This window comes from Rugamonas brunnea (genome assembly GCF_014042345.1).
Lineage (GTDB): Bacteria > Pseudomonadota > Gammaproteobacteria > Burkholderiales > Burkholderiaceae_D > Rugamonas > Rugamonas brunnea.
Genome location: NZ_JACEZT010000021.1, coordinates 18,588 through 41,289, shown reverse-complemented (window position 1 = coordinate 41,289; position 22,702 = coordinate 18,588). Strand labels below are relative to the sequence as shown.

Annotated in this window: 22 protein-coding genes; 12 read left to right on the top strand and 10 right to left on the bottom strand. The window is 64.8% G+C overall.

Annotation, left to right across the window (positions count from 1 at the left end; translation table 11 throughout):
* Window positions 1-22: 22 nt before the first annotated feature.
* The 11 genes from H3H37_RS22955 (at window position 23) to H3H37_RS22905 (ending at window position 13,594) form a co-directional block, all read left to right on the top strand.
* Window positions 23-1,396, top strand: coding sequence for a TadA family conjugal transfer-associated ATPase (locus H3H37_RS22955; RefSeq protein ID WP_182166875.1), 1,374 nt, complete (start codon window positions 23-25; stop codon window positions 1,394-1,396).
* Between the two features lie 5 nt (window positions 1,397-1,401).
* Entirely contained in the window at window positions 1,402-2,379 is a 978-nt protein-coding gene (locus tag H3H37_RS22950) for a type II secretion system F family protein (RefSeq protein WP_182166873.1), read from the top strand.
* Between the two features lie 16 nt (window positions 2,380-2,395).
* Window positions 2,396-3,349: a type II secretion system F family protein gene (locus H3H37_RS22945; protein ID WP_182166871.1), complete on the top strand. Its 954-nt coding sequence runs from the start codon at window positions 2,396-2,398 to the stop codon at window positions 3,347-3,349.
* Between the two features lie 22 nt (window positions 3,350-3,371).
* The gene (locus H3H37_RS22940; RefSeq protein ID WP_182166869.1) at window positions 3,372-4,811 is read left to right on the top strand and encodes a LytR C-terminal domain-containing protein; all 1,440 of its coding nucleotides are present in this window, start codon (window positions 3,372-3,374) and stop codon (window positions 4,809-4,811) included.
* Between the two features lie 41 nt (window positions 4,812-4,852).
* A complete protein-coding gene (locus H3H37_RS22935; RefSeq protein WP_182166867.1) occupies window positions 4,853-6,940 on the top strand; it encodes an Ig-like domain-containing protein in 2,088 nt (695 codons plus the stop codon).
* A 277-nt stretch (window positions 6,941-7,217) separates the two neighbouring features.
* Window positions 7,218-7,481, top strand: coding sequence for a heavy-metal-associated domain-containing protein (locus H3H37_RS22930; protein WP_182166865.1), 264 nt, complete (start codon window positions 7,218-7,220; stop codon window positions 7,479-7,481).
* A 64-nt stretch (window positions 7,482-7,545) separates the two neighbouring features.
* On the top strand, window positions 7,546-7,989 hold the full coding sequence (locus H3H37_RS22925) for a CBS domain-containing protein (RefSeq protein ID WP_182166863.1): 444 nt from the start codon (window positions 7,546-7,548) through the stop codon (window positions 7,987-7,989).
* A gap of 52 nt (window positions 7,990-8,041) precedes the next feature.
* Complete coding sequence (locus H3H37_RS22920; RefSeq protein ID WP_182166861.1) at window positions 8,042-9,868, top strand: FAD-dependent oxidoreductase; 1,827 nt, start codon at window positions 8,042-8,044, stop codon at window positions 9,866-9,868.
* Between the two features lie 18 nt (window positions 9,869-9,886).
* Window positions 9,887-11,731, top strand: coding sequence for a 2-oxoacid:acceptor oxidoreductase subunit alpha (locus tag H3H37_RS22915; protein ID WP_182166860.1), 1,845 nt, complete (start codon window positions 9,887-9,889; stop codon window positions 11,729-11,731).
* A complete protein-coding gene (locus tag H3H37_RS22910) occupies window positions 11,728-12,783 on the top strand; it encodes a 2-oxoacid:ferredoxin oxidoreductase subunit beta (RefSeq protein WP_182166859.1) in 1,056 nt (351 codons plus the stop codon). The genes H3H37_RS22915 and H3H37_RS22910 overlap by 4 nt, the downstream gene beginning before the upstream one ends.
* Before the next feature lie 211 nt (window positions 12,784-12,994).
* The gene (locus H3H37_RS22905) at window positions 12,995-13,594 is read left to right on the top strand and encodes a hypothetical protein (RefSeq protein WP_182166858.1); all 600 of its coding nucleotides are present in this window, start codon (window positions 12,995-12,997) and stop codon (window positions 13,592-13,594) included.
* Between the two features lie 115 nt (window positions 13,595-13,709).
* On the opposite strand, the gene H3H37_RS22900 is transcribed toward H3H37_RS22905, so the two are convergent.
* The 9 genes from H3H37_RS22900 to rpsF all read right to left on the bottom strand — a co-directional run bounded on the left by H3H37_RS22900 (window position 13,710) and on the right by rpsF (window position 20,471).
* Window positions 13,710-14,294, bottom strand: a complete 585-nt coding sequence (locus H3H37_RS22900; RefSeq protein WP_182166857.1) for a DUF6714 family protein — start codon at window positions 14,292-14,294, stop codon at window positions 13,710-13,712.
* A 417-nt stretch (window positions 14,295-14,711) separates the two neighbouring features.
* Entirely contained in the window at window positions 14,712-15,308 is a 597-nt protein-coding gene (locus tag H3H37_RS22895; RefSeq protein WP_229218989.1) for a YdeI/OmpD-associated family protein, read from the bottom strand.
* Window positions 15,309-15,596: 288 nt separating this feature from the next.
* Window positions 15,597-16,607, bottom strand: a complete 1,011-nt coding sequence (locus H3H37_RS22890; RefSeq protein WP_182166855.1) for an inorganic phosphate transporter — start codon at window positions 16,605-16,607, stop codon at window positions 15,597-15,599.
* Window positions 16,608-16,664: 57 nt separating this feature from the next.
* Window positions 16,665-17,291, bottom strand: a complete 627-nt coding sequence (locus H3H37_RS22885; protein WP_182166854.1) for a DUF47 domain-containing protein — start codon at window positions 17,289-17,291, stop codon at window positions 16,665-16,667.
* A 60-nt stretch (window positions 17,292-17,351) separates the two neighbouring features.
* A complete protein-coding gene (locus H3H37_RS22880) occupies window positions 17,352-18,737 on the bottom strand; it encodes a replicative DNA helicase (RefSeq protein WP_182166852.1) in 1,386 nt (461 codons plus the stop codon).
* A gap of 228 nt (window positions 18,738-18,965) precedes the next feature.
* Window positions 18,966-19,418, bottom strand: a complete 453-nt coding sequence (rplI, locus tag H3H37_RS22875) for a 50S ribosomal protein L9 (protein WP_182166850.1) — start codon at window positions 19,416-19,418, stop codon at window positions 18,966-18,968.
* Window positions 19,419-19,451: 33 nt separating this feature from the next.
* Entirely contained in the window at window positions 19,452-19,742 is a 291-nt protein-coding gene (gene rpsR, locus H3H37_RS22870; protein ID WP_182152052.1) for a 30S ribosomal protein S18, read from the bottom strand.
* A gap of 15 nt (window positions 19,743-19,757) precedes the next feature.
* Window positions 19,758-20,066 carry a primosomal replication protein N gene (gene priB, locus H3H37_RS22865; protein WP_182166933.1) on the bottom strand — a complete coding sequence of 103 codons (309 nt, stop codon included), beginning with the start codon at window positions 20,064-20,066 and terminating at the stop codon, window positions 19,758-19,760.
* Window positions 20,067-20,084: 18 nt separating this feature from the next.
* Window positions 20,085-20,471: a 30S ribosomal protein S6 gene (rpsF, locus tag H3H37_RS22860; RefSeq protein WP_182166848.1), complete on the bottom strand. Its 387-nt coding sequence runs from the start codon at window positions 20,469-20,471 to the stop codon at window positions 20,085-20,087.
* A gap of 267 nt (window positions 20,472-20,738) precedes the next feature.
* Here rpsF and lexA point away from each other — a divergent pair, with 267 nt between their 5' ends.
* Complete coding sequence (gene lexA, locus H3H37_RS22855; protein WP_182166846.1) at window positions 20,739-21,377, top strand: transcriptional repressor LexA; 639 nt, start codon at window positions 20,739-20,741, stop codon at window positions 21,375-21,377.
* Window positions 21,378-21,424: 47 nt separating this feature from the next.
* Here the strand turns inward: lexA and H3H37_RS22850 are convergent, their stop codons facing one another.
* Window positions 21,425-22,669, bottom strand: coding sequence for a cystathionine gamma-synthase family protein (locus H3H37_RS22850; RefSeq protein ID WP_182166844.1), 1,245 nt, complete (start codon window positions 22,667-22,669; stop codon window positions 21,425-21,427).
* Between the last annotated feature and the right edge of the window lie 33 nt (window positions 22,670-22,702).

The following is a 22,702-nucleotide window of genomic DNA, read 5'->3' as shown; positions in this document are numbered from 1 at the left end:
ACATTTCACCAGGAGCATCATCATGGCATCCCAGCCCCCCTCCATACGGGAACGCCTCAACAGCGGCGGCACGGCCCTCGGCCCGGCCCCCTACGTGCTGCCCAGCGCCGGCTCGATCGACACCCGCAGCTACCAGGACCTCAAGCACCGCATCCACCAGGCCCTGCTGGACCGGGTCGACCTGGAAGGCATGCAGCGCCTGTCGCAGGGCGAGATCCGCGACGAACTGCGCATCCTCGTCGAGCGCCTGCTCGACGAAGGCACCATGGTCATCAACGATGCCGAGCGCAAGAGCCTCACGCGCGACATCCAGTACGAGGTGCTCGGCTTCGGCCCGCTCGAACCGCTGCTGGCCGACCCCAGCATCTCCGACATCCTGGTCAACACCCACAAGCAGGTGTACGTGGAGCGCCACGGCCGGCTCGAGCTGACCGACACCACCTTCACCGACGACGCCCACCTGATGAAGATCATCGACAAGATCGTGGCCCGGGTCGGCCGCCGCATCGATGAATCGAGCCCCATGGTGGACGCCCGCCTGCCCGACGGTTCGCGCGTGAACGCCATCATCCCGCCGCTGGCCATCGACGGCCCCATCATGTCGATCCGGCGCTTTTCCGCCACCCCGTTGCGGCTGGCCGACCTGGTCGAGTACAAGAGCCTGACGGGCAGCATGGGCACCCTGCTGCAAGGCCTGGGCAAGGCCAAGGTCAACATCCTGATCTCGGGCGGCACGGGCTCGGGCAAGACCACCCTGCTCAACGTGATCTCCGGCTTCATCTCGCACAGCGAGCGGATCGTCACGGTCGAGGACGCGGCCGAGCTGCAACTGCAGCAGCCGCACATCGTCCGGCTCGAAACGCGCCCGCCCAACATCGAGGGCAAGGGCGAAGTCACGCAGCGGGCGCTGGTGCGCAACGCGCTGCGGATGCGCCCCGACCGCATCATCCTGGGCGAGGTGCGCGGCGGCGAGGCGCTCGACATGCTGCAAGCGATGAACACGGGCCACGAGGGTTCGATGGCCACCATCCACGCCAACACTCCGCGCGACGCCCTGACCCGGCTTGAGAACATGATCAACATGGCCGCCTCCAACCTGCCGTCCAAGGCCATGCGCCAGCAGATCAGCTCGGCCATCGGGGTGGTGGTGCAGGTGGCGCGCCTGACGGACGGCAAGCGCAAGGTCACCTCGATCTCGGAGATCACGGGCATGGAGGGCGAGATGATCACCATGCAGGAGATCTTCGCCTTCCGCCAGACCGGGCTGGACCCCATCGGCACCGTGCTGGGCAGCTTCCGCGCCAGCGGCGTGCGGCCGCGCTTCTGCGAACGGCTGCGCCACTTCGGCGTGGCGCTGGACGACACCATGTTCGACCCTAACCGCGAACTGACCTGACCATCATGGACACCCTCTACTACATCTTCGGCATCCTGATCTTCGTGGCCGTGGTGCTGGGCATCGAAGCGCTGTACCTGGCCTGGAACGCCACCAAGGGACCGGAGGCGGAACGGGTGGCGCGCCGGCTGCGCACCATGTCGGCCGGCGCCCACCTGGGCCAGCAAAGCAATTCCATGATCAAGCAGCGCCTGCTGAGCGACTCGCCCGGCCTGCAGCGCATGCTGCTGGAACTGCCCCGCGTGCACCAGGTGGACCGGCTGCTCGAGCAAAGCGGCCTGTCCTGGAGCGTGGCCGAGCTGATCGGGGTGCAAGCCCTGTGCTTCGTGGTGGGCCTGGTCGCGGCCTTGTGGCTGGGCCTGCCCTGGCTGCTGGCGCTGCCGCTGGCCGTGGGCGCGGCCTGCCTGCCGCTGCTGTGGGCGCTGCGCGCCAAGGAGAAGCGGCTGGCCCGCATCGACGAACAGTTGCCCGACGCGCTGGACCTGATCGGGCGCGCCGTGCGGGCCGGCCACGCCTTCCCCACGGCGCTGTCCATGGTGGGCGAGGAAATGCGCGAACCGCTGGCCAGCGAGTTCTCCACCGCCTTCGATGAGGTCAATTTCGGCATCTCGATGCAGGATGCGCTGCTCAACCTGGCCACCCGCGTGCCCAGCACCGACCTGCGCTACTTCGTGATCGCCGTCACCATCCAGCGCGAGACGGGCGGCAACCTGGCCGAACTGCTCGACAACATCAGCGCCATCATCCGGGCCCGCATGAAACTGATGGGCCAGGTACGCGTGCTGTCGGCCGAGGGCAAGATGTCGGCCTGGGTGCTGGGCCTGCTGCCGTTCGCGGCGGCCGCCATCATCCACCTGACCAGCCCGCAATTCCTGGCCGTGCTGTACACCGACCCGGGCGGTCGCAAGATGCTGGGCGGCGCCGCCCTGATGATGGCCCTCGGTGCCTACGTCATGCGCCGCATCATCCACATCCGCGTCTGAGCAGGAGGAGCCTACCATGACCATCGCCCAAATCGGCCTGCTGCTGCTGCTGTTCATCGTCGTGTTCGGTGCCGCACTGCTGTTGCTGAACCGTTTCGCCTCCGATCCGGTCCAGCAGCGGCTCGAGCAACTGGGAAGCAGCGAGCAAAGCGCCCAGGCGGGACGGGCGGCCCGCGAACAGGGGCCGTGGCTGACCCGCTTCATCAAGCTCACCGGCCCGCTGGCCAAGCTGTCCGTGCCCGAGGGCGACTGGGAAAAATCGGCCCTGCGCACGCGCTTCATGACGGCCGGCCTGCGCAATCCGAACGCCCCCACCCTGTTCTTCGGCGCCAAGACGGGCCTGGCCATCAGCCTGCCGTTCTTCACCTACTTCGCGCTGAGCGCCTCGCGCAGCCACTACAGCGCCAACGTGCTGCTGATGTGGTTGCTGGTGGCGGCCGCCTTCGGCTACTACCTGCCCAATCTGCTGCTGACCCAGCGCATCCAGAGCCGCCAGCGCGACATCTTCAACAGCTTCCCCGACGCGCTGGACCTGATGACGGTGTGCGTCGAGGCCGGGCTGGGCATGGACGCGGCGCTGGGCCGGGTGGCCAACGAGATCGGTCTGAAAAGCCCGCTGCTGGCCGACGAGCTCAACCTCGTCACGCTGGAACTGCGGGCCGGCAATACCAAGGAACGGGCGCTGCGCAACCTGGCCTTGCGCACCGGCGTCGAGGATGTGGACGCGCTGGTGGCCATGCTGGTGCAGGCCGAGCGCTTCGGCACCAGCGTGGCCGACTCGCTGCGCATCCAGTCGGAACAACTGCGCACCAAGCGCCGCCAGCGCGCCGAGGAAATGGCGGCCAAGATTGCCCTGAAACTGCTGTTCCCGCTGATCTTCTTCATCTTCCCCTCGCTGCTGGTGGTGCTGATGGGACCGGCGTTCATCCAGATCTATCGCGTGCTGTTGCCTGGCATTAGCGGTGGCTAACCAATCACGGAAGGAGCACATCATGTCGAACTTGAAACCGATCGTCGTCGCCGTTGCCGGCGCCGCCATGCTCGCCGCCTGCAGCGCCCCCGCCACGCGCCAGTCGCTGCAGGTGCAGGGCGTGCAGCGGGTCAGCCAGAACACGGAACAAAGCGCGGCCAGCTGGTACCGGCTGGGCAAGTACCACCAGGATAAAGGCCAACTGAGCCTGGCGCTGGGCGCCTACGCCCAATCGCTGGCGCTGGACGCGGGCCAGCTCGACGCCCGCAACGCCGTGGCCACCATCGACGCCCAGCAGGGCCGGCTGGCCGACGCGCGCGACGCCCTGAAGCGTTTGGTGGAGGACTACCCGGGCGAGGCCCAGCCGCTCAACAATCTCGGTTATGTGTACTACCTGATGGGCGACTACCCGGCCGCCATCGCCACCTTGCAGCGGGCCGTGGCACTGGAGCCGAACGGACGCGCCTACTACAACCTGGTGCAGGCCCAGACGGCGGCCCGCAACGGCGCGCCGGACAGCGCGCTGGCGCAGGCCGCGCCCGTCGCAGCGCCAGCGGCCGCACCGGCGACGGCTGCCGCTGCGCCTGCGATGGCAGCCGCCACGGCAGCACCAGCCGCGCCCACCGCCGACGCCGCCCCCGCCGCCTCCCCATCGCGCATGGAAGTGGTGCAGGTCGCCCCCCAGGTGCTGGAACTGAAACTGCGCGCCAGCCAGTCGATCGCGGCCGTGCCCGCCATGCCAGCTGCCGCGCCCGTCGTGGTGGCCGCGCCGCCGGTGCGGATCGCCGTGCCCGTGGTTGGCACGCCGGTCGTGGCGCCCACGCCAGCCCCCAAAGCGGTGATCGCCACGTCGACGCCAGTTGCCGTCGCGCCCGCGCCGGTAGCCAAACCAGCCGTGGTGGCGACCGCTGCCGAGCCGGCGGCCAAGCCAGCCGTCGCGGCGGTCGCTGCTGAGCCGGCCATGTTGGCCAAGCCGGTGGTATTGGCAGCCGCCCCTGCGGCGGCGCCTGCCAAGGCGGCCACCGCACCGCAGCCGTCCACGCCGGCCTTGGTGGCCAAGCCCGTCGCGGTGGCGACGGTTGCGCCCGCGCCGGCCGCGGTGCCGGCCACGGTCCCGCCCCGGCTCGAAATCAGCAACGGCAATGGCGTCACCGGCCTGGCCGCACGCTACCGCTCGGTGCTGGGCAAGGTCGGCATCCTCGCCTCGCGCCTGAGCAACGCGCGCCCGTTCCGCCAGCAGGCGAGCGTGATCGAGTACCGGCCCGGCTTTGCGGCCCAGGCCGCCAGCTTGCAGCGGGCCCTGCCCGGCCGCACGGCGCTCCAGCAATCGGACACGCTGGCCCGCGCCGACGTGCGTCTGCTGCTGGGCAAGGACGCGCCGGCGCAACTGGCGCAGGCTGAACAACTGCAGGATGGCGCGCGCTTCGCGGCCGTCGACGCGGCTGGCCGGATGCCCCGCTGATCGCGCTCGCACACTTTTTTCAAAACAACTTGAGGTGGCTCATGCTCATCACACTGAAACGTAGTTCCGCCGCGCTGGTCGCCGGCCTGCTGGCCCTGCTGCTGGCCGGCTGCGGCGGCTCGAACGGCGGCCCCGGCGGCGGCTGCACCAACCTGGACCCCGCGCGTGACCCCAACCTGCCTTCGTGCGGCAGCACCAGCGGCGGCGGCACCACGACCGGCCAGGCCACGCTGGCGTTGGCGCTGACGGACGCGGCCGGCGCAGCCACCAACAGCATCACGCCCGAGCGCAGCGGCATGCTTCAGGCCAAGGTCAAGGACAGCAAGGGTGTGGCCCAGGCCAACGTGGCCGTCACCTTCACCACCACCGACAAGACGGCCGTGTTCTCGCCCGCCTCCGGCACCGCACTGACGGACGCCAACGGCGTGGCCAGCGTGGGCCTGGCGGCCGGCAGCGTGGCCGGTGCCTACACGGCCAGCGCCAATGCCACCGTGGGCAGCGTAGTGACCGGCTCGGTGAGCTACGCCGTCTCGTTCAAAACGCTCAGCCTGAGCGCGCTGACGCTGTCGCCGTCGACGCTGTCGGCCGGTGGCAACGCCAGCGTCAGCGTCACCGTGCTCAGCGATGGCGTACCGTACACGCCGCCGCTGCCCGTCACCTTCAGCTCGCCCTGCGTGGCAGCCGGCAAGGCCAGCATCGGCAGCCCCGTACTGACCCAGGCCGGCCTGGCCGTGGCCAGCTACACGGACAAGGGCTGCGGCGTGGCCGACACGATCACGGCCAGCGTCACGCTGGGCAGCACCACGGCCACCCAAACTGGCACGCTCACCGTGCTGCCCGCCTCGGCCGGCTCGATCAAGTTCGTCGGTGCCCAGACCACCAATATCGCGCTCAAGGGCACGGGCGGCTTTGGCCGCCTTGAAACGTCGACCCTGACGTTCCAGGTGCTCGACACCACCGGCGCCCCCGTGTCGGGCAAGCAGGTCGACTTCGTGTTCGCCGATACGATGACCACCACCACCACGGGCGGCCTGATGCTGAACCCGGCCTCGGCCACCTCGGCAGCCGACGGCACCGTCACCACGCTGGTGACTGCCGGCACCATCCCGACCTCGGTGCGGGTGGTGGCCTCCGTGCATGGCGCCTCGCCCATGATCACCACGCTGTCGAACATCCTCGTCATCTCCACCGGGGTGCCCGACCAGGCGCACTTCTCGCTGTCGTCGGCGACCGGCAACTGCGAGGGCCGCGATTTCGATCAGCACTGCTCGTATATCACCGTCACGATGGGCGACCATTTCGGCAATCCGGTTCCCGATGGCACCGCCGTCAACTTCACTGCCGAGGGCGGCACCATCGGCGCGTCCTGCGTCACCGGCTCGCTGCCGCCACCGGGCGCCACCCCGGGCGGCCAGACCACGAACTCGTCGGTCGGCCCCGGCTCGGGCAGCTGCACGGTGGAATTGCGTTCTGGCAGTCCACGGCCCAGCAACGGCCGCGTCACGGTGCTGGCCTACGCGCTTGGCGAAGAAACGCTGATCGACTACAACGGCAACAATGTATACGACAACGGCGACGCCTTCGCGGACAAGAGCCCCGACATCTACCGCGACGACGACGAGAACGCCCGCTGGACACCGGGCGAACCGTGCATCGGCCCCAACAGCAACGGCCTGTGCAGCACCCCCGGCGACGGCATCTACAACGGCGTGCTGCGCTCGCCGCAAACGCCGAGTGCCCAGGTGCTGCGGGTGTCGGGCCAGCTGGTGGAACAGTTCTCGGGCAGCAATGCGGTCATCACCTTCCCGACCACGGCCAGCTGCGGCAGCAACCTGGCCGCCAACGTGGCGGTCAAACTGGCGGACGTGAACGGCAATCTGCTGCCGGCCGGCACCCAGGTGACGTTCAGCGCCACGTTCGGCGTGTCGGACACGCCCCCCGTCGTCACGCCGAGCAGCCTCAAGGTGCCCAACGTCGTGCTCGGCGTGGGCCAGCCGCTGGTGGCGCCGACCTACAACGTGAGCGTCAGCTGCCCGACGGCCACCTCCAGCGGCGTGTTCAACGTGACGGCAACCACGCCGAACGGCATCACCACCGCCGCCAGCCTCACCATCGCCCCGGCGCCCTGATATCCCAGGCACCGCCGGCCCCCTGAACCGGGGTCAGGTCATGAACCCGCGCAACTGGCGCGTTCATGACTTGACCCCGGTTATTTTTTGCGCGTGCAAGAGGATTGCCCCGCGCCGCGTTTTGGAGTAACTTGAGCTTCATCAAAGATTAAGGAATGTGCATGGGTCTACAGTGCAGCGTGGGCCAGCGTTGCCGGCGCGGGAGGCCGATTTTGCTTTCCCGCCGACAACAACATGCGCAGCATCCGGCACCTATCTCAACCACCTGGAGCAGAGCATGGAAACCGTGGCCCTGGAAATTGAAGGCATGACATGTGGCGGTTGCGCCGCCAGTATCGAGAAGATGTTGTACGGCGTGGCGGGCGTGCAGACGGCCGCCGTGACGCTGGACGGCGGCCGCGCCGAGATCACCTTCGACCCGGCCCAGACCAGCGCCGCCGCGCTGACGGCCGTGGTAACGGACGCCGGCTACGGCGCCCAGGTGGCCACCAGCGCCACTGCCGGCCAGCGCCCGGTGGCCGAACCGGCCCGCGCCGCATAAGGCCAGGGGCGGCGCACCGGCCATGCCGCCGGCGCCCCGCCCCACCGCAACCGAGGGGGATGTGATGACTGAACGCACCGTGTTGCAATCGATCGGCCAGCGCCACGTGCTGACCGTCAAGCCCGACGCCAGCAGCTACCACGCGGCCTGCGCCATGACTAAGGCCCATTGCGGCAGCATCCTGATCGTCGACGACGCCGGCGCCATGCTGGGCATCCTCACCGAGCGCGACCTGATGACCAAGATCGTGGCCCAGCGCCGCGACCCCGAGGCCACGCCCGTGTCGGCCATCATGACCCACAACCCGCACTTCATCGCGCCCCAGACCACCGTGTCGGACGCGGTGCTGATCATGAAGCGGCATAACTTCCGCCACCTGCCCGTGGTGTCGTCCACCTCGCAGCTGCTGGGCGTGTTCTCGATCCGCGACGCCATGCCGCGCGAACTGGCCGAGGCGGAAACCATGGCCGACGAGATCGACCAGGAATTCACCAACGTATTGAGTTGACTTCATTTGACCTGACTTGGATGCGGCGCCCACAGCCGCCAGGAGGAGCACTTTGCGACCTACCGATATCGTCAGTCCCGACTACTTCCACAAGGTGGTCGATTGCCAATGGGCCTGCCCCGCCCACACGCCCGTCCCCGAATACATCCGCCTGATCGCCGCCGGCCGCTACTCGGACGCCTACCTCGTTAACTGGGAATCGAACGTCTTCCCCGGCGTGCTGGGGCGCACCTGCGACCGTCCGTGCGAGCCGGCCTGCCGCCGCAGCCGCGTGGAGGACGAGGCGGGAAAACAGCCGGTGGCCATCTGCCGCCTGAAGCGGGTGGCGGCCGATTACAAGGACGACATCCGCGCCCGCCTGCCGCAGCCGCCAACGCTGCGCAACGGCCGCCGCGTGGCCTGCGTGGGCGCCGGTCCCGCCTCGCTGACGGTGGCGCGCGACCTGGCCGTGCAGGGCTACCTGGTCACCGTGTTTGACGGCGAGGCCAAGGCCGGCGGCTTCATCCGCAGCCAGATCCCCAAGTTCCGCCTGCCCGAGGAGGTGATCGACGAGGAAACCGGCTACATCCTCGACCTGGGCGTGGAACTGCGCGCCGGCCAGCGCATCGACAGCCTGCAGGCGCTGCTGGCGCAGGGCTACGAGGCCGTGTTCGTCGGCTGCGGCGCCCCGCGCGGGCGCGACCTGCCGCTGCCGGGGCGCGAGCAGGCCGCGCCCAACATCCACATCGGCATCGACTGGCTGTCGTCCGTCTCGTTCGGCCACGTGTCGGCCATCGGCAAGCGCGTGATCGTGCTCGGCGGCGGCAACACGGCCATGGACTGCTGCCGCTCGGCCAAGCGCCTGGGCGGCGAACAGGTGACGGTGATCGTCCGCTCCGGTTTCGACGAGATGAAGGCCAGTCCGTGGGAGAAGGAGGATGCCCAGCACGAAGGCGTCACCATCCTCAACTACCTGGCGCCAAAAGCCTTCGTGCTCGATAACGGCAAATTGTGCGGCATGCAGTTCGAAGCGATGGCGGCGTCCACCGACGCGGCGGGGCGGCGCACGCTCGCGCCCACGGGCGAGCCGGAACGCTTCGTGCCGTGCGACGACGTGCTGATCGCCGTCGGCCAGGAGAACGCCTTCCCGTGGATAGAGCGCGACATTGGCCTGGCCTTCGACGAGCGCGGCATGCCGGTGGTCGATCCCATCACCTTCCAGTCCAGCGCGGCGCGCGTGTTCTTCGGCGGCGACGCCGCCTTCGGCCCCAAGAACATCATCACCGCCGTGGCCCACGGCCACGCGGCGGCCGTCTCGATCGACAAGTTCTGCAACGGCGAGGACTTGCGCCAGCGGCCACCGCCCACGGTCCATTTGCTGAGCCAGAAGATGGGCATCCACGAATGGAGCTACGACAACGCCGTCACCCCCGACCACCGCTTCAAGGTGCCGCTGCGCGACGTGAGCGCGGCGCTGAAGAACATCCGGGTCGAGGTGGAACTGGGCTACGACCAGCAACTGGCGCTCAAGGAAGCGCGGCGCTGCCTGAACTGCGACGTGCAGACCGTGTTCTCCGACAGCCTGTGCATCGAGTGCGACGCCTGCGTCGACATCTGCCCGATGGACTGCATCAGCTTCGTCGAAAACGGCGAGGAAGGCGAATTACGCGAGCGGCTCAAGGCGCCGGCGCTGAACCTGGCGCAGTCGCTGTTCGTGTCGGGCAACCTGAAAACGGGCCGCATCATGGTCAAGGACGAGGACGTGTGCCTGCACTGCAGCCTGTGCGCCGAACGCTGTCCCACCGGCGCGTGGGACATGCAGAAATTCTTCTTCTCGCCCGGCCGCGCCGGCCCGGCCTGCCGCCCGCAACCGAGCGCGCCGCTGCGCCAGGTCGGCTAGCACCACCAGGAGCCCAGAATGCCGCCCACCCTGCAAGCTGTGAATGATTTCGTCGTCAAATTCGCCAACGTCAACGGCTCCGGCTCCGCCTCGGCCAATGAACTGTTCGCGCGCGCCATCCTGCGCATGGGGGTGCCGGTCAGCCCCCGCAACATCTTCCCGTCCAACATACAGGGCATGCCCACCTGGTACGAGGTGCGCGTGAGCGAAGCCGGCTACCTGGGCCGGCGCGGCGGCTGCGACCTGATGGTGGCCATGAACCCGCAGACCTGGGCCGCCGACATCAAGGAGATCACGCCCGGCGGCTACCTGTTCTACGACGACACGCGCCCGATCCCGCCCGGCCAGTTCCGGCCCGACGTGCACGCGATCGGCATGCCGCTGACCATGATCTGCAACGAAGCCTACACCGACGTACGGCTGCGCCAGCTGTTCAAGAACATCGTCTACGTCGGCGCGCTGTCGGCCATGCTGGGCATCGAACCGGCCGTGCTGGAACAGCTGTTCTCCGAGCAGTACAAGGGCAAGGAGAAGCTGTACGACTCCAACGTGAAGGCGCTGCACCTGGGGCGCGACTACGCGCTGGCCCACATCGATTGCGCCGCTATCGGCCTCAAGGTGCAGCGGGCCGACAACGTGGGCGACCGCATTTTCATGGACGGCAACAGCGCCGCCGCGCTGGGCTGCGTGTACGGCGGCGCCACCGTCTGCGCCTGGTATCCGATCACGCCCTCGTCGTCGCTGGCCGAGGCGTTCCAGAAGTACTGCCACAAGTTCCGCGAGGACGCCGACACGGGTCGCCACAACTACGCCATCATCCAGGCCGAGGACGAACTGGCCTCGATCGGCATGGTGATCGGCGCCGGCTGGAACGGCGCGCGCGCGTTCACGGCCACCTCCGGCCCCGGCATTTCGCTGATGACGGAATTCATCGGCCTGGCCTACTTCGCCGAGATCCCGGCCACCATCATCAACGTGCAGCGCGGCGGGCCGTCCACCGGCATGCCCACCCGCACCCAGCAGGCCGACATCCTGTCCTGCGCCTACGCCTCCAACGGCGACACCAAACACGTGCTGCTGTTCCCCGAAGACCCGAAGGAATGCTTCGACTTCGCCGCCACCGCGCTCGATCTGGCCGACCGGCTGCAAACGCCGATCTTCGTCATGTCGGACCTCGACATCGGCATGAACACGCGCCTGTGTGCGCCGCTGGCGTGGGACGACGCGCGCCGCATGGACCGGGGCAAGGTGATGCACTACGACGACCTGGAAAGCGGCCGCGATTTCGGCCGCTATCTGGACGTGGACGACGACGGCATCCCCTACCGCACCCTGCCCGGCACCCACCCCAAGCGCGGCGCCTATTTCACGCGCGGCACCACCAAGGACAGCTACGCGCGCTACAGCGAGGAAGGCGCCGTCTACGTGGCCAACATGGAGCGGCTGCACAAGAAATTCGACACGGCCAAGACGCTGGTGCCGGCCCCCATCGAACGGCGCGCCAACAAGAGCACGCGCTACGGTGTGCTGTACTTCGGCTCCACCAGCCCGGCCATGACGGAGGCGCTGGACCTGCTGGCGCGCGAGGATCAGCACGTGGATGCGCTGCGCATCCGCGCCTATCCGTTCTGCGCGGCCGTGATGGACTTCATCGCCACCCATGACCAGGTGTTCGTCGTCGAGCAAAACGCAGACGCGCAACTGCGCGGCATGCTGATCCTCGAAGGCAACCTGAACGCGGCCAAGCTGCTGCCCGTGCTGCACTACGACGGCACGCCGATCACGGCCCGCTTCATCGCCGACGCCATCGGCGCCCGGCTCGACTCCCACAAGGTCACTCCCATCAAGAAGGTGGCGCAATGAGCTATCTGGCCAAACCCAAGCTGCACCACCCGGAACTGAAGACCAACCGGCTCGGCTACACGCGACGCGACTACGAGGGCGCCATGTCCACGCTATGCGCTGGCTGCGGACACGACTCGATTTCGGCCGCCATCGTCCAGGCCTGCTACAACCTGGCGATCGAACCGCACCGGGTGGCCAAGCTGTCGGGCATCGGCTGCTCGTCCAAGTCGCCCACCTACTTCCTGGGCGGCTCGCACGGCTTCAACACGGTGCACGGCCGCATGCCGTCCGTGCTCACGGGCGCCAACCTGGCCAACCGCGACCTGATCTACCTGGGCGTGTCCGGCGACGGCGACTCGGCCTCGATTGGCCTGGGCCAGTTCGTGCACAGCATGCGGCGCGCCGTGAACATGGTCTACATCGTCATGAACAACGGCGTGTACGGGCTGACCAAGGGCCAGTTCTCGGCCACCGCCGACCAGGGTTCGCGCTCCAAGCGCGGCGTGGTCAACAGCGACGCCCCGGTTGACCTCGCGGCGCTGGCCCTGCAACTGGGCGTGAGCTACGTAGCGCGCGGCTTCTCGGGCAACAAGGAACAGCTGGTGCCGATGATCGAAGGCGCCTTCATGCACCAGGGAGCGGCCTTCATCGACGTGATCTCACCGTGCGTGGCCTTCAACAACCACCCCGGCTCGACCAAGAGCTACGACTACGTGCGTGAGCACAACGAGGCCGTCAACCGTGTCGACTTCGTGCCGCGCCGGGAGGAACTGGCCGGGCAGTTCACGCCGGGCACGGTGCAGGAGGTGCTGCAGCACGACGGCAGCATCCTGCGCCTGCGCACGCTGGAAGCGGAATTTGACGTGCACGACCGCATCGCCGCCATCAACTACCTGTACCAGCGCCAGGCCGAGGGCGAGGTGGTGACGGGCCTGCTGCACATCGACCCCACGCCGGAGGACATGCACAGCCACCTGAACACGTCGCTGCAGCCGCTCAACACACTGGACGAATCCGTGCTGTGCCCCGGCGCCGACGCGCTGGCCCGCATCAACGCGGCGCTGCGCTAGGCCACAAAGAGTTGCAGGGGCCATTCCGCCTTCCCCCCAAGCAACGGCCGCCATGCGCGGGGTGGTAGCCGCTGGCGGCTCCCTCCGGCAACGTGTCTCGTTTGCCTGTCTCGTTTTGTCTTGTTTTGTCTGGATTGAACTCGGTGCGAATTTCCTTGTCTAAATAGACAGAACAAGACAAAACCAGACAACTCTAGCAGGAGAAACGAGTATGAATGCCGGAAGGAGCGAAACTGCCGTACCACCCGCCACCCACGCTGAACTGAGCAACTATTTGCGCCTGTCCGGCAGCACGCTCACGACCACCGAAGCGGTCGCACGCGCAATTCAACACTGGATAGAAGTGCAGAACGAAACGGTCGCCCCGCTGCAAGGCTATCAATGGAAATGCCTGTTCCTGCCGGATCAGAGCCGGGTGCGCATGCACGTGGGAGAAGCGTGGCACTACGCCGAAGTGGTGGGCGATGAGCTCATGTACCATGGGCGCGCCGTCTCGCCGCGGCAGCTGACCATGTTAATTGCCGGCGACGGCCGCAATGCCTGGCGCGATTTGTGGATCCGCCGCCCCGGCGAAAAGAACTGGACGGCCGCCTCACAACTGCGCCGCCAACTGGAACAGCAGGCGCACAGACCGCCGACGTCGCACATGGACGCCATGCGGGCTGTCGCCAGCACCATGAGCGACACGCTCAAGACAGCGCTAACGCTGGTCCAACACGCCAGTTATCACGCCCAGGAGCAGGTCGAACGCCGCCTGCCCAAACACCGGCGGCAAGAAGATTTTATGATTGATGATTGCAAGGCAGACTGATAATGAGCTTCCCCTGAAGCGAACAATCACGGTGTGAACGATACGCTGTAATCGCCCCTTAGCAGAAGTTCGTCTGCAGTCGTTCCTCGCTTGGAGCAGGTTAACTTCCGGTGATTCAAGGATCACAAGTCTTTATCTGGCTCCATATCTCCCACGCCCGCAGAGCATCGTCAGTGAGACATTCCTCATCTAGTTGGTCGGCGCGGGTGTCGATGAGGTGACCAATAAAGGCCGCGATCGCCGCTCTTTGTTTGGGCGTGCACGCATTAAAACGATTGTTGGACGGACCATCTGAGATTAGATGCCAGAGGAATTGAGCGGCATACCAACTATATCCATAAAGAGGCTCCTCAAAGACCAATCTAGCCAGACCAGGTATGTAATACAGAAAACCTTCTGGAGAAATGAAACAGATCGGATCCCAGCCAGGATTGCCAACATCTTGGATTGCTATCGTATCTGGAGTACGCGACAAGAGAGTTCGATCATGCTCTGCGCACTCCTCGCAGTGCTGAAAGTCGGTGAAATGAACTGGACGTAAGCAATTGTTGAATGCCCCACTTATACGTTTAAGAGCAGCGGCATCGTCCACTGTCATCGTCACCACTACTCGAGTCTCCTGAACTTTCGACATAATTTCATGCCAGCATAATGCGAAATGGCCGACCGCATCCGGCCTGTCTCTACCAAGTTTATGCATGGATCATCTGTCATCCCAGAGCCCCTCAACCACAAGTGTCCTCTTGGGTTTGAGGGTTATTAGAACCTTTCTGGAGCCCAGAAAAAACCGAGAAGAACAGACCGCACCCCAGCCGCTGCCACAGATGACCTCAGCGAACCCGTACGGGGTGGTTCCGTCCCCATATTGCGTATCAACACTCCATCCATGCTTAAGCAAAATGGCCTTTACGGCTGCATAATCCTGTCCTCGCTTTAGATGAAATTTGCGGAGCAACGAGGTGGACCTTTCGACAGCAGCCCCACTGCACGCGACGAATGTTAAAGCTGTTGCCAAAAGAATTTGATTGAAACGTTTCATAATGCTATAGCCATTGAGATGAGTCTGTCTGCTCCCGGCCGCTTTCGGAAGTTACCGCGACGCGTTGCCTTCATTACTTTACGGCGTGTCCTCGATCACCTTGCCCCGCTTCTTCGCCATGACGGGATGAAGCGTTTCATGCCGAGCCAGCATGGTTGCATACTCCTGGGCCTTACGTGCTTTGGTCTCGGGCTTTACTGCTGTCTGCAACCGAAACAACACTGCATAACGGTGTTGAGAATTGAGCGTGGCGAAAAATTCGGCGGCCCCGGGGTGATCGGCAAAAGCCGCATGCAGTTCGGGCGGCACGCGGGCCGTGCTAGCCGAATCGTATGCGGCATCCCATCGGCCATCTTTTCGCGCTCGCTCGACTTCAGCTAGTCCGCTCGGCTGCATTTTACCCTCCTCAATATACCTGAGCGCCTTCTCGCAATTGACCTTGGACCAAATACTGCGCGGGCGCCGCGGTGTCCAGCGCTGCAGATAGTGATGGACGTCGAGTGCACGCTTCTGGCCATCGATCCAGCCGAAGCACAATGCAACTTCCAGCGCCTCCTGGTAGCTGACGCTGGGGACCGGAGCCCCTTTCTTCGCGTGCTGCAACCACACCCCGTCAGAGACATCGTGGTGCGCCGCCAACCAATGCGCAAACGCTCCTTGGGATGGGAACAGCATGGTCTCAACATCCGCCGTCATTTCATTACCCCGATCTTGTATTGAGTCCGGCCTCGGTGTCTGCCGGAGCTGACCGCCGGCTCCTGGCCGATCTCGGACTGATACAACAGAATATCAGCTCGACGAATTTGAAATTCCACACATTCCCACACTGCGATGCCGGTACTGCCCCGCGCGCATGTAGCGGCAAACCTGCGGGGCCAGATCGCGCGGATTGCGGGATCGGTGTGAGGAAAAAAAAGGGAGCCATCGGCTCCCTTTTTCGCTGGCTGCCCGCAGGCCGCCGTCTTACATGATGTGATGCCCCAGCCACCACGCGCACGCGGCCACGAAAGCCGACGCGGGGATGGTGAAGATCCACGCCCACACGATGTTGCCCGCCACGCCCCAGCGCACGGCCGACATCTTCTGGGCCGAGCCGACGCCGACGATGGCGCCGGTGATGGTGTGGGTGGTCGACACGGGCACGCCGAAGTGGCTGGCGATCAGCAGCGTGAGCGCGCCGCCGCTTTCGGCGCAGAAGCCGCCCACCGGTTTCAGCTTGGTGATCTTCTGGCCCATGGTCTTGACGATGCGCCAGCCGCCGAACAGCGTGCCGGCCGAGATGGCCGTGTAGCACGACACGATCACCCACATCGGCGGCTGCTTGTCGGTGGCGGCCACGTGGCCGGCCGCGATCAGCAGCATCCAGATGATACCGATGGTCTTTTGCGCGTCGTTGCCGCCGTGGCCCAGGCTGTAGCTTGCGGCCGACAGCAGTTGCAGGCGGCGGAACCAGCGGTCCACCTTGCGCGGCGTGGAGCGCACGAACACCCACGACACGATCAGCATGATCAGCGAGCCGAGGATGAAGCCCAGCAGCGGCGACAGGATGATCCATTCGACGGTCTTGAGCAGGCCGCCGCCGGCCAGCGCGCCGGTGCCCGACTTGGCGACGGCCGCGCCCACCAGGCCGCCGATCAGCGCGTGCGAGGACGAGGATGGAATGCCGTAGTACCACGTGAACAGGTTCCAGGCGATGGCGCCGACCAGCGCGCCGAAGATCACGTACTGGTCCACCACGCCGGGGTCGATGGTGCCCTTGCCCACCGTGGCCGCCACGCCCAGCCCCACCACGAAGATGGCGGTGAAGTTGAACAGCGCAGCCATGGCCACCGCCGTCTGCGGCTTGAGCACGCCGGTCGACACCACCGTCGCGATCGCGTTGGCGGCGTCGTGGAAGCCGTTCATGAAGTCAAACACCAGTGCCAGGGCGATCAGGATGCCCAGCACGTAGATGCTCATTTGAAGGGTATGCATGAATTGTTCTTTTCGATTTTGTCTGATTCAGGACGCCAGCACCGCGGGTAGCGGGGCTCAGGCGTTTTCAACGATGATGCCTTCGATGATGTTGGCCACATCTTCGCAACGGTCGGTCACCGTTTCCAGGATCTCGTAGATGGCCTTCATCTTGATCAGGTGGCGCACGTCCGGCTCGTCGCGGAACAGCTTGGACATGGCGGCGCGCATCACGTGGTCGGCGTCCGATTCCAGGCGGTCGATCTCTTCGCACACGGCCACGATCTGGCGCGAGTTGTCCATGTTGTGCAGCATGCCGACGGCTTCCTTGACCTTCTCGGCGCAGGCCAGCACCAGTTCGGCCAGCCGCTTGGCTTCCGGCGTGACGGCGTGCAGGTCGTACAGCGAAACGGTCTGGGCCGCGTCTTCCAGCAGGTCCAGGATGTCGTCCATGCGGGTGATCAGCTTGTGGATGTCGTCGCGGTCCAGCGGGGTGATGAAGGTCTTGTGCAGCAGATCGACGGTGGCGTAGGTGATCTTGTCGGCTTGCTTCTCGACGCCCTCAATGGCGTGCACGCGGTTTTCCAGGTCGTCGAAGTTGCTCATCAGGGCCACCATCTCGCGCGCGCCCTTGACGCACAGTTCCGCGTGCTGGTTGAACAGGTCAAAAAATTTGCCCTCGGTGGGCATCAAACGTCCAAACATGTCATTCTCCGTTGAGTATTTCGAGTTGCTTGGCCGCCCAGGCTAGCGGGCGGCGTGGGGTTAGTCGCCTTGGTAAAGCGCCAGGTTGCCGACATAGTTGCCAAACTTGGTGTATTGGCCTATCCAGGTCAGGCGCACAGCGCCAATCGGGCCGTTACGCTGCTTGCCGATGATGATCTCGGCCGTGCCTTTATCGGGCGAGTCCGGGTTGTAGACCTCGTCCCGATACAGGAAGATGATGACGTCCGCGTCCTGCTCGATAGCGCCCGATTCGCGCAAGTCGGACATGACGGGTCGTTTGTTGGGGCGTTGTTCCAGCGAGCGGTTCAGCTGCGACAGGGCGATCACGGGGCACTGCAGCTCCTTGGCCAGGCCCTTCAGGCTACGCGAGATTTCCGAGATCTCGGAGGCGCGGTTGTCGCCCGGGGTGGAACCCTGCATCAGCTGCAGGTAGTCGACGATGATCAGGCCCAGCTTGCCGCACTGGCGCGACAGGCGCCGGGCGCGCGCGCGCATCTCGATCGGGTTCAGGGCCGGGGTCTCGTCGATGAACAACTGGGCGTCGTTCATCTTCTGGATGGCGTGCGTCAGGCGCGGCCAGTCCTCGTCGTTCAGGCGGCCCGTGCGCAGGCGGTGCTGGTCGAGCTGGCCCACCGAGCCCAGCATACGCATGGCCAGCTGGGCGCCGCCCATCTCCATCGAGAACACGGCCACGGGCAAGCCCGCTTCGATCGCCACGTTCTCGCCGATGTTGACAGAAAATGCCGTCTTGCCCATGGAAGGACGGCCGGCCACGATCACCAGGTCGCCCGGCTGCAGGCCGGAGGTCATGCGGTCCAGGTCGATGAAACCGGTCGGCACGCCCGTGATTTCACTCTGGTTGTCTCGGCTGTACAGTTCGTCGATACGCTCGACCACCTGGGTCAGCAGCGGCTGCACGGCGGTCCAGCCGGCCGCGCCGCGCGCGCCCTGCTCGGCGATGGCGAAGATCTTCGATTCGGCCTCGTCCAGCATCTGCTTGACCTCCTTGCCCTGAGGGCTGAAGGCCTGGCCCGAGATCTCGTCGGCCACCGTGATCAGCTGGCGCAGGATGCCACGATCGCGCACGATCTCGGCATAACGGCGGATGTTGGCCGCCGATGGCGTGTTTTGCGCCATCGCGTTCAGATAGCTCAAGCCCCCCACGTCGTCCGCCTTGCCGAGCTGGCTCAGCGCTTCGAACACGGTGATCACGTCGGCCGGCTTGGATGCGTTGATCAGCCGCACGATCTGTTCAAAGATCAAACGGTGGTCATAACGGTAGAAGTCTTCCGCATGCATGAAGTCGGCGATGCGGTCAAACGCCGCATTGTCACGCAACAAGCCACCGATCACAGACTGTTCTGCTTCGATGGAGTGCGGTGGGATGCGGAGTGAATCGACTTGTGGATCTGGGGGGGCGTTCATGGCGCGAATTATACCTGCATAGTCAGCCGCCAAAAATTATTGACGAGAAAAAATTTCGTAGCTTGGCTACAAAAAAGGGCGAATGTCATCGGGCGCCTTGAAAGGCGGTGCCATGAGGCAATATCTTGCAAAATCAACCAGTTAGACGCCCATAGAAAAAGCCGGGCGAACCCGGCTTTTTTCTTTGCTCGGCGGCGGGCGTGACCGCCCGCGCCAGTGCGGTGTGACTTAGGCAGCTTCGCCCACGACAGCAACGGTCACTTCCACCACCACGTCGGTGTGCAGAGCAACGGTCACTGGGTGCTCGCCGACGGCCTTCAGAGGACCGGTAGGCATGCGCACGGCAGCTTTTTCAACAGCGAAACCAGCTTTGGTCAGGGCTTCAGCGATGTCGAAGTTGGTCACGGAACCGAACAGACGGCCGTCCACGCCCGCTTTTTGCGACACGGTCACGGTCATGCCATTCAGCTTCTCGCCTTGGGCTTGGGCAGCGGCCAGCTTGGCGGCAGCAGCTTTTTCCAGTTCAGCGCGCTTGACTTCGAATTCCGCCACGGCCGACGCGGTAGCGCGACGGGCCATTTTTTGCGGGATCAGGAAGTTACGTGCGTAACCGTCTTTGACCTTCACGACTTCACCCAGGTTGCCCAGGTTAACGACTTTTTCCAACAGAATGATTTGCATAGTTCTCTCCAGGATCTTATCTAGACGACGCGATTAAGCGTTGTGCAGATCGGTGTATGGCAGCAGCGCGAGGTAGCGAGCGCGCTTGATGGCGGTGTCAACTTGACGCTGGTAGTGCGCCTTGGTACCGGTCAGACGTGCTGGCATGATCTTGCCGTTTTCCTGGACGAAGTCCTTGAGCGTGTCTACGTCTTTGTAGTCCACTTGTTCCACGTGAGCGGCCGTGAAGCGGCAGAACTTCTTACGCTTGAACAGTGGGTTTTGTTGCTTGCGCTTTTCTTTCAGCTTGAGCTTGTTTTTGTCGAACTTTTTACCGAATGCCATTTTAGGCTCCTGTATCTAAATAGGTGCGCTGTCTGCGACAGCACGAAAATCAATGATGTGAAATACCAGGCTTTTGCTATTGCGGCTTTTCTTGTTCAGAAATCCCGTGAACTGATACACGCCCCCCAGCGGGGTCTGGCTGAAGCGGGTTGAAATCTCGCCCGCGGCAACGGCGGACACTTCAAACTCGCTCAACCTGGCGATGCCCGCCTCCACCTGCTGCGACCGGTGCTGGAGTACAGCATTGACGATCGGCATGCCGGCCGGGGTGAACCTGATGGCGTCCCGTTCGGCGATGAGGGCAGTGAACCGGAGTTCGTTCAGCTCGGATTCCTGCGCAATTTAGGCTGCAGGAGCGGCGGCGGCCGCTGGAGCTTCAGCGCGATGGGATTTCGCTGCATCTTCACGTTGTACCGACTTCATCATTGGCGAAGGAGCGGTTTCCGCTTTCTTCATCTTGACGGTCAGGTGACGCAGCACGGCATCATTGAATTTGAATGCGGTTTCCAGCTCGACCAGGGTCTCGTTGTCGCATTCGATGTTCATGCAGATGTAGTGTGCTTTGGCCAGTTTCTGGATCGAGTAAGCCATTTGACGGCGGCCCCAATCTTCAACACGGTGGACCGAACCGCCGCGGCTGGTTACGCTGGCTTTGTAGCGTTCGATCATGGCGGGCACTTGCTCGCTCTGGTCCGGGTGGACGATAAAGACAATTTCATAGTGACGCATGCAAACTCCCTTAAGGACTGTGAAATAGCCCACCCTGGCGTCAAGACAGGTGTGGGAAGAGGTAAGCCGGCGACTATAGCAGCTTTCGCCCAAAAGTTCAACACCGGCATCGTTTTTAGCCCAGGCGCGGGCGCGATGGGGCCGGTGCAGCAACCATGCACCAGTTTTTTTCACATTATTTCGCCCAAAGCAAGGAATTGCTCTTGCAATCACAGGCGCACTGTACAAAAATACAGACTGTCTATATCCACAGCCCCTGGCGCCCTCATGATTAAGCTCACCGCACGGCAAGAACAAATTCTCAACCTGATCAAGGATGCCATCGAAAACACCGGCTTCCCTCCCACCCGCGCGGAAATCGCGAGCGAGCTGGGCTTCAAATCGGCCAACGCGGCCGAGGAACACCTGCAGGCGCTGGCGCGCAAGGGCGCCATCGAAATCGCAGCCGGCACCTCGCGCGGCATCCGTCTGCTGGGCGAACATGCGGAAGCGGCGGCGCATAAAGTGGCCGCCACCGTGATGATGTCGCTGCCGCTGATCGGCCGCGTGGCGGCCGGCTCGCCCATCCTGGCGCAGGAAAACCTGGAAACAAGCTACAGCGTGGACCCGGCCCTGTTCTCGGCCAAGCCCGACTTCCTGCTCAAGGTGCGCGGCGAATCGATGCGCGACGCCGGCATCATGGATGGCGACCTGCTGGCCGTGAAGAAGGTGGACAGTGCCAAGAACGGCCAGATCGTCGTGGCCCGCATCGGCAACGACGTCACGGTCAAGCGCTACCGCAAGACCGGCGCCACCATCGAACTGCTGCCGGAGAATCCCGACTTCAAGATCATCAAGGTCGATCCCGAGGCGGACGAGTTCGCGCTCGAAGGCCTGGCCGTGGGCCTGATGCGCACCTGGCATTAACCGGGCACCAACAAAAATGGGGACCGCGGTCCCCATTTTTTTGTCGCTTAGCAGCCGGCCAGCGCGGTGCGGAAGTCGTCCAGCAGGTCGGCCTCGTCCTCGATGCCGACCGAGACCCGGATCAGCGATTCGGCGATGCCCATCGACGCGCGGCGCGCCGGGCCCATCTCGTAGAAGATGGTGTGCGCCACCGGAATGATCAGCGTGCGCGTATCGCCGAGGTTGCTGGCCGGGATGGCCAGCTTGAGCCGGTTCAGGAAGTCGAAGCAGTCGATCCCATCCTTCAACTCAAAGCTCAGCAGCGAACCATACGAGCGGAACAATTCGCCCGAAATCCCATGCTGCGGGTGCGACGCCAGGCCCGGGTAGTAGACCGCCGCCACCCGTTCATCGGCCTCCAGCATGCGCGCCAGGGCCAGCGCGTTCGAGCTGGTGCGCTCCATGCGCAGCGCCAGCGTTTCCGCGCCGACGGCGATGTGGTGCGCCGCTTCCGGCGCCAGCGAGGCGCCGAAGTCGCGCAAGCCCTTGGCGCGGATCTGCGCCAGGCCCCATTGCGCGGGCGCGGCCTTCTTGTAGTTCTCGTAAATGTGCGGGTACTGGTTCCAGTCGTAGACGCCGGTGTCCGTCAGGCTGCCGCCCAGCGCGTTGCCGTGGCCGCCGATGGACTTGGTCAGCGCATTCACCACCAGGCCCGCGCCCACGTCCTTGGGACGGAACAGGTAAGGCGTGGTCATCGTGTTGTCGACCACGTACAGGATGCCGCGCGCCTTGCACAGTTCGCCGATGCGCTTCAAGTCCGCCACCTGGGTGCGCGGGTTGGCGATGGTTTCCACGAACACCAGGCGGGTGGCCGGCGTCAGCGCCGCTTCCACATTGGCCACGTCGGTGGCGTCCACGAAGGACACGTCCACGCCCTGCCCTGCGGCCGTCTGCCACAGGCTGTTGGTGTTGCCGAACAAGAAGGACGACGACACCATGTGGTCGCCCGCCCGCAGCAGCGCCTGGAACACGGCGCCGATCGCGCCCATGCCGGTGGCGAAGCAGATCGAGCCCACGCCCTGCTCCATCTTGGTGACCTTGTCTTCCAGCGCCGAGATGGTGGGATTGCCCTGGCGGCCGTAGCGGAAGCCCGGTTCCTTGCCCTGGAACACCGAGGCCAGCTGGCGCGCATCGCCATAGCCGAACGCGACCGAAGTGTGGATGGGCTTGTGCAGCGAACCGTGCTCGATGCCCTTCTGGCGGTCGTTGTGCAGGATGGTGGTGGTGAAGCCGTAGTTTTTCTTGTCGTTCATGTCGGGTCCGAATACAAAAAACCCGGCGCGGCC